Annotated in this window: 8 protein-coding genes and 1 pseudogene; 7 read left to right on the top strand and 2 right to left on the bottom strand. The window is 36.7% G+C overall.

Annotation, left to right across the window (positions count from 1 at the left end; all coding sequences use genetic code 11):
* Positions 1 to 417, top strand: a pseudogene (locus tag GFJ36_RS22890) (peptigoglycan-binding protein LysM); the annotation flags it as partial.
* A 179-nt stretch (positions 418 to 596) separates the two neighbouring features.
* Complete coding sequence (locus GFJ36_RS22885) at positions 597 to 1,244, top strand: YhcN/YlaJ family sporulation lipoprotein (protein WP_097889245.1); 648 nt, start codon at positions 597 to 599, stop codon at positions 1,242 to 1,244.
* A 33-nt stretch (positions 1,245 to 1,277) separates the two neighbouring features.
* Here the strand turns inward: GFJ36_RS22885 and GFJ36_RS22880 are convergent, their stop codons facing one another.
* The gene (locus GFJ36_RS22880; protein ID WP_097889246.1) at positions 1,278 to 1,721 is read right to left on the bottom strand and encodes a branched-chain amino acid ABC transporter substrate-binding protein; all 444 of its coding nucleotides are present in this window, start codon (positions 1,719 to 1,721) and stop codon (positions 1,278 to 1,280) included.
* Positions 1,722 to 2,154: 433 nt separating this feature from the next.
* On the opposite strand from GFJ36_RS22880, the gene GFJ36_RS22875 reads away from it, so the two are divergent.
* Positions 2,155 to 2,685: a BofC C-terminal domain-containing protein gene (locus GFJ36_RS22875; protein WP_087985316.1), complete on the top strand. Its 531-nt coding sequence runs from the start codon at positions 2,155 to 2,157 to the stop codon at positions 2,683 to 2,685.
* 10 nt (positions 2,686 to 2,695) lie between these two features.
* Here the strand turns inward: GFJ36_RS22875 and GFJ36_RS22870 are convergent, their stop codons facing one another.
* Positions 2,696 to 3,640, bottom strand: a complete 945-nt coding sequence (locus GFJ36_RS22870) for an iron-hydroxamate ABC transporter substrate-binding protein (RefSeq protein ID WP_097889247.1) — start codon at positions 3,638 to 3,640, stop codon at positions 2,696 to 2,698.
* A gap of 188 nt (positions 3,641 to 3,828) precedes the next feature.
* On the opposite strand from GFJ36_RS22870, the gene ruvA reads away from it, so the two are divergent.
* From ruvA to queA, 4 genes are read left to right on the top strand one after another with little or no spacing between them, the layout of a single operon-like run.
* Positions 3,829 to 4,446 carry a Holliday junction DNA helicase RuvA gene (gene ruvA / locus GFJ36_RS22865; RefSeq protein WP_088064464.1) on the top strand — a complete coding sequence of 206 codons (618 nt, stop codon included), beginning with the start codon at positions 3,829 to 3,831 and terminating at the stop codon, positions 4,444 to 4,446.
* A gap of 5 nt (positions 4,447 to 4,451) precedes the next feature.
* The gene (gene ruvB, locus GFJ36_RS22860; protein ID WP_088064463.1) at positions 4,452 to 5,453 is read left to right on the top strand and encodes a Holliday junction branch migration DNA helicase RuvB; all 1,002 of its coding nucleotides are present in this window, start codon (positions 4,452 to 4,454) and stop codon (positions 5,451 to 5,453) included.
* A complete protein-coding gene (locus GFJ36_RS22855; RefSeq protein ID WP_000138162.1) occupies positions 5,450 to 5,650 on the top strand; it encodes a DUF2905 domain-containing protein in 201 nt (66 codons plus the stop codon). The genes ruvB and GFJ36_RS22855 overlap by 4 nt, the downstream gene beginning before the upstream one ends.
* A gap of 19 nt (positions 5,651 to 5,669) precedes the next feature.
* Positions 5,670 to 6,722 carry a tRNA preQ1(34) S-adenosylmethionine ribosyltransferase-isomerase QueA gene (gene queA, locus GFJ36_RS22850; RefSeq protein WP_048541404.1) on the top strand — a complete coding sequence of 351 codons (1,053 nt, stop codon included), beginning with the start codon at positions 5,670 to 5,672 and terminating at the stop codon, positions 6,720 to 6,722.
* The last annotated feature ends 8 nt before the right edge of the window (positions 6,723 to 6,730 follow it).

The following is a 6,730-nucleotide window of genomic DNA, read 5'->3' as shown; positions in this document are numbered from 1 at the left end:
AATATGATGCCGATAATGGATAATAATCAACCACCGAATATGATGCCATATCAAATACCATACCAACAGCCTATGATGCCGCCAAATCCGTATTATCAACAACAAAATCCATATCAAATGCCATATCAGCAAGGGGCACCGTTTGGACCGCAATATACGTCTATGCCAAATCTAAATATGATGCCAATGGATAATAATATGCCACCGCTCGTGCAAGGAGAGGAAGATTGTGGATGCGGAGGAGAGAGTAGGCTATATAGTCCGCAACCTGGAGGACCACAATACGCGAATCCTTTATATTATCAACCAACTCAATCGGCATATGCGCCACAGCCAGGAACGATGTATTATCAACCAGATCCACCAAATGTATTTGGGGAGCCGGTTTCAGAAGAAGAGGACGAAGAGGAAGTTTAAAAAAGGCGGGATTATTCCCGCCTTTTTTGTATGTAGAGTCGTTCTGAAAATGGAAGATTTACATCAAATGTTAGAAAATCCCCAGTGAAATATTAACAGTGTAAAAACCTTCTCTGTTACTCATCATAAGAGGGAGCTTTTCAGAAGAGAAGTTCATTCTAACAGAGGGGGTTTTTGTATTGAATACGAAAGTAAAAGTGATTGCTGCTTCTTTGTTAGTTACCAGTGCATTAGCTGCATGTGGTACACCAAAAGATAACAATGCAATGGATGGACGTAACTACAACTATAAGCATACATCTTATAATGATACACACCAGTATCGTGATAATGTAGCGCGTAATGATCGCTATACAGATTATGTAACATATAGAAATGGTCGTAACGATACAGGATATAACAATTATTACCGCGATGTAAATTACAACGGACAAATTGCTAATCCGCATCCAACTCGTAATATTACAATGAACAATTCATACATTAACAATGATGGTAAAACAGCTGAAAGAATAACGAATCGTGTGAAACGTATGAATAACGTAGACCGCGTGTCTACAGTTGTATATGGAAACGATGTAGCGATTGCAGTAAAACCACGTAATACAGTGACAAATGAAACGGCGATGGCGAACGAAATTCGTCAAGCGGTTTCAAATGAAGTTGGAAACAGAAACGTATATGTTTCTGTAAGAAATGATATGTTTACTCGTGTCGATGCAATGAGTACACGCCTACGTAATGGTACAGTTACAAACGATTTTAATCATGATATAGGGAATATGTTCCGAGACATTCGTTACGGTTTAACTGGTACTATGCGATAGCAAAACAAAAGAGGAAGGGGTAGCCCTTCCTCTTTATTCATCGTTGTCGTGTAAACGACGTTTTTTAATGAAATAACTAATGGAATAAGAAATTAAAAAGCATATAAAGAAAATACTACCTGTTAGAATAGCCTCAAAGAGAGGTCTTTCTGGACTGAAAATGATATAAATAATGGCTATAATAGTTCCTGCAATAAGAGAGCGTAAAATAATTTTGTAATAAGGAGTTAACTTTATATCCTTTTCGCCTTCTTCTACATCGATAGAAACGCTTAACTGTAAATAACTAAGTACGATACTTGTAAGGATAAATAATAACCATAATGGAGATTTCGTAGCTTGATCCATTCCTTCAGTGAATCCGATATATCCTAAAATGCCAATTATACCAAGCGATTGAAAAAGAAAGGCAATACGTATGTTTTTTAATGTTTTCAGAATGAGACGTTCATCCTTTATTTTTTTCACAATATCCATCTCCTGTTTATTATGATTTCGCTATTATATTAATTGTAACATATATATTGCATTTATCAATTTATAATTTACACGAAGTTCGTTTGAGTAAAAGAGGAAATAAAATATTTTTATAAACATGTTGCACTTATACTTTATTAATGTTATATTAGCAAAGCGATGAGCTAATTTACGTAAGACGAGAGATATGCTTAAGTGCTAAACACGCGAATGTGGTCGCCTGGTCTCTCGCCGTAAACGCATCAAGACGCCTGCTTTGCAGGCGTCTTTCATTTTATATAAAAACAAATGCTAATGCAGATAAAGATAAAACTTTATCTGCATTTTTTTATTTTCGAGAGAAATGTAATATGGTCATTTATATGGATAAAACCTCCATTTCCGGAAAAACTACTAATGAAAGTTTGATCTTGCCTAAAAGAGGTGAACGGAAATGAAATGGATACTGATTACGATGCAAGCTTTCGTTATGATGTTTTGTTTCGTTTATGAAACGAATGTGAAGGCGGAAGGGCCAGTACCAGAAGTAACAGAAAAAGAGCCTGAAGTTACAATTTTATTAGAGCGAATGTATGTTGATGGAGAAGTAAGTGAGGAAATCTTTACAGAAAAAGTAGCGGACTTAGAAAAGTTTTTACAGCAGTATAAAGAATGGCAGCTCGTTGATCGTGATGATGTACAAATTGTATTACAAAAGAAAGTTGATGATATTTCTCCGTTATTAAAGACGAGCGGTTATTTTGGTGTGTCAGAGGAAGGGATATTACAAATTTTCAAAGGTGTACCGAAAAGTGATAATGCGATTCATTCCTTCTTTCAAATTGATATGAAAAAGCTTGAGAGCTATGAGCGTGCGAAGTTGAAGCGTGGTATTCGTATTAAATCAAAAGAAGGTTTTGTGAAGACGATTGAAAAAATGAAGCAATACGCAGTGCAAAATAAGAAAAAAAGCAGCTCATGGTGAGCTGCTTTTTTTACTTGTTTTTATCTAAAATTTGTTTTGCGATTTCATCAATTAGCATATCTTTTCCGATTGGATTGAAAGCTTTCGTATTGAAGATTTCATTTGATACTTCATATACGTGATTGTTTTTAACTGCTTTATTGTCTTTCCAAACGGCACTGTTTTTGTAGTCTTCGTAAACTTTATCAGCTTCGCCGCCAAAGTTTACAATAAACATTTGATCAGGTTGGAATGCAACAAGACCTTCTAACGATACTTGTGCCATCGTTTGTTTTAAATCTGTACCTTTTGTTGCTGGAAGTTTTAAGTCATTAAAGATGATGTCACCGTATCCGAAGCTACCGTATACACGGAAGTTTTGTGGTGTAACTGCGACGAACATAAAGTTCTCATCTTTTGTTTTTTCTTTAATTTTTTTAGATAAAGAGTCTGCTTTTTTATCGTAGTCTGCAATCCATTTGTCTGCTTTCTTTTCTTCGTCAAATAGTTTACCTACTTCTTTAAACTTACCGCGCCAGTCTTCTAAGTTTGTTTCTAAAACAACTGTTGGTGCAACCTTTTCTAATTGATCATAGATCTTCAATTGACGATTATTTAAAATAATTAAGTCTGGTTTTAATGCAGTAACAGCTTCTAGATCAACTTTAGGTGCCCAGTACCACCCTACTGCTTTTACTCCGTCTAATTTTTCTGTTAAATGATTTTGGATTTTATCTTTATATGTGTTTGCTGTACCAACAGGTTTGTGTCCAAGAAGTAATAATTCTTCTGTTGATCCAGACAGGTCAACAATTCTCTTTGGATTTACTGGAATTGTAGCTTCCCCTTTAGCGTGTTTTACAACTTTTGTTTTCAGTTGTTCTTTCGCTTTCGATTCTTCTTTTTGAGAAGAACAGCCAACGATAGAAAGAACAACTAGCATAATAGTAAATAAAATAAATAGCTTTTGTTTCATCCTGATGTAACCCCTTTAATTAATATTGATAATCATTATCGACTTCTGTATATTAAGGTGCTTCATACTTTCTGTCAATGGAAAATAACAGAAGTTTCAAATAGGGAACATTTGTTGGGGTAGTCTCGCTTTTCTATCATTAAATATGTTAAAATGGAATACATGATTTAAGAGGGAGAGATCGTATTTTGTTTGAATATGTTACAGGTTACGTGGAGTATGTAGGACCGGAATATGTCGTAATTGACCATAATGGAATTGGTTATCAAATTTTCACACCAAATCCGTATGTATTTCAAAGAAATAAGCAAGAAATCCGTGTCTATACATATCATTATGTGAGAGAAGATATTATGGCACTTTACGGGTTTAAAACACGTGAAGAGCGTTTATTATTTACAAAGTTGTTAGGTGTGTCTGGTATTGGACCAAAAGGCGCTCTTGCAATTTTAGCGTCTGGTCAAACAGGACAGGTCGTTCAAGCGATTGAACACGAAGACGAGAAGTTTTTAGTGAAGTTCCCGGGCGTCGGAAAGAAAACAGCACGCCAAATGATTTTAGATTTAAAAGGAAAACTAGCTGATGTCGTGCCAGATGCATTTGTTGATTTATTCTCAGACACAGAACGTTTTGATGAGAAGAAAGGTTCATCAGTTGAGCTTGATGAGGCGCTGGAAGCTCTGCGCGCACTTGGATACGCAGAACGAGAAGTTTCTCGCGTTGTACCAGAGTTATTAAAAGAATCATTAACGACGGATCAGTATATTAAAAAGGCACTTAGTCTTTTACTAAATGGTAAGAGGTGAGTATAATGGACGAACGTCTCCTTTCAGGGGAATCTGCATATGAAGATTCGGATTTAGAATATTCATTACGGCCACAGACGCTCCGTCAGTATATTGGCCAAGATAAAGCGAAACATAATTTAGAAGTGTTTATTGAAGCAGCGAAAATGCGTGAAGAAACGTTAGATCATGTGCTTCTATATGGACCACCAGGACTTGGTAAAACGACGCTTGCCAATATTATTGCCAATGAAATGTGCGTAAATGTTAGAACAACTTCAGGTCCAGCAATTGAAAGGCCGGGAGATTTAGCAGCTGTATTAACAGCACTTCAGCCGGGTGATGTATTATTTATTGATGAAATTCATCGTTTGCATAGGTCAATTGAAGAAGTGTTATATCCTGCGATGGAAGATTTTTGCCTTGATATCGTAATTGGAAAAGGGCCATCAGCACGGTCTGTACGTTTAGATTTACCGCCATTTACATTAGTTGGAGCAACGACCCGTGCGGGGGCATTATCAGCGCCGCTTCGTGACCGTTTCGGTGTACTTTCAAGATTAGAGTATTACACAGTAGATCAGCTTTCTGAGATTGTTGAACGTACAGCAGAAGTATTCGAAGTTGAAATTGATTCGTTAGCCGCACTAGAAATTGCAAGACGTGCTCGTGGTACACCTCGTATTGCGAATCGTTTATTACGACGTGTACGAGATTTCGCACAAGTTCGTGGTAACGGAACGGTTACGATGGAAATTACACAAATGGCGTTAGAACTACTGCAAGTAGATAAATTAGGTCTAGATCATATCGATCATAAATTACTGCTTGGTATTATTGAGAAATTCCGTGGTGGCCCAGTCGGGTTAGAAACGGTTTCGGCAACCATTGGAGAAGAATCTCATACGATTGAAGATGTATATGAGCCATATTTATTACAAATTGGCTTTTTACAACGAACGCCAAGAGGCCGAATCGTAACGCCGCTTGCATATGAGCATTTCGGAATGGAGATGCCAAAAGTATGACGGAGATGCCAAAGCTGCTTATTACAGCTGGTATTTTGCTCATTGTTGTTGGATTAGCTTGGAAGTTCATAGGAAGGCTTCCAGGCGATATTTTTGTGAAAAAAGGTAACGTTACCTTTTATTTTCCTATCATTACATGTATTGTGTTAAGTATTGTATTATCTTTTATTATGTATATAATAAATCGATTTAAATAAGAAATAGGTGGATATAGTTATGGATATTAATCTGTTTGATTTTCATTTACCAGAAGAACTTATTGCACAAATCCCATTAGAAGATCGTGAAACATCAAGATTAATGGTGTTAGATCGTGAAACAGGCGATATTGAGCATAAACATTTTACAGACATTCTTTCTTACTTACATGAGGGGGATTGCTTAGTTTTAAATGAAACGAAAGTTATGCCTGCTCGTTTGCACGGTGTGAAAGAAGATACAGGCGCGCACATTGAAGTACTTCTTCTAAAACAAGAAGAAGGCGATAAGTGGGAAACGCTTGTTAAGCCAGCGAAACGTGTAAAAGAAGGAACTGTTATCTCTTTTGGCGAAGGGAAATTAAAAGCAACTTGCATAGGAACTGCAGATCAAGGTGGACGTCATCTTGAATTTTCATATGACGGCATCTTCTATGAAATTTTAGATGAACTTGGGGAAATGCCACTTCCTCCATATATTAAAGAGACGCTAGAAGATCGCGATCGCTATCAAACAGTATATGCGAAAGAAATCGGTTCAGCAGCAGCGCCGACTGCGGGACTTCACTTTACAGAAGAGTTACTGGAGAAGTTAAAACAAAAAGGCGTCGGGTTAGCTTTCATTACACTTCACGTAGGACTTGGAACATTTAGACCAGTTTCTGCAGATACGATTGAAGAACACCATATGCACGCAGAATATTACCATATGTCTGAAGAGACAGCTGCGTTATTAAATCGCGTGAAAGAGAATGGTGGACGTATTATTACGGTAGGTACGACTTCAACTCGTACGTTAGAAACAATTGCGACAGATCATAACGGTAAGCTTTGTGCTGCTTCTGGATGGACAGACATTTTTATGTACCCAGGTTATGAATTTAAAGCAATTGATGGTTTAATTACAAACTTCCATTTACCGAAATCAACATTAATTATGCTTGTAAGTGCATTTGCAAATAGAGATAATGTACTTCATGCTTATAATGAAGCAGTAAAAGAAAAATATCGTTTCTTTAGCTTCGGTGATGCAATGTTCGTTGCATCTCACGCTAAAATGGGAAACAAATAAAAGGAGTA

It is taken from the genome of Bacillus sp. EE-W1, from assembly GCF_009760835.1.
Lineage (GTDB): Bacteria > Bacillota > Bacilli > Bacillales > Bacillaceae_G > Bacillus_A > Bacillus_A wiedmannii.
Note: the sequence above shows the minus strand (reverse complement) of the source record. Positions and strands in the feature narration are given on the sequence as shown.

Bases quoted from the DNA above. Each gene is read 5' to 3' on its own strand.
- GFJ36_RS22870 (WP_097889247.1), bottom strand. From the start codon at position 3,640: ATGAAACAAAAGCTATTTATTTTATTTACTATTATGCTAGTTGTTCTT.
- GFJ36_RS22875 (WP_087985316.1), top strand. From the start codon at position 2,155: ATGAAATGGATACTGATTACGATGCAAGCTTTCGTTATGATGTTTTGT.
- GFJ36_RS22855 (WP_000138162.1), top strand. From the start codon at position 5,450: ATGACGGAGATGCCAAAGCTGCTTATTACAGCTGGTATTTTGCTCATT.
- ruvB (WP_088064463.1), top strand. From the start codon at position 4,452: ATGGACGAACGTCTCCTTTCAGGGGAATCTGCATATGAAGATTCGGAT.
- queA (WP_048541404.1), top strand. From the start codon at position 5,670: ATGGATATTAATCTGTTTGATTTTCATTTACCAGAAGAACTTATTGCA.
- GFJ36_RS22880 (WP_097889246.1), bottom strand. From the start codon at position 1,721: ATGGATATTGTGAAAAAAATAAAGGATGAACGTCTCATTCTGAAAACA.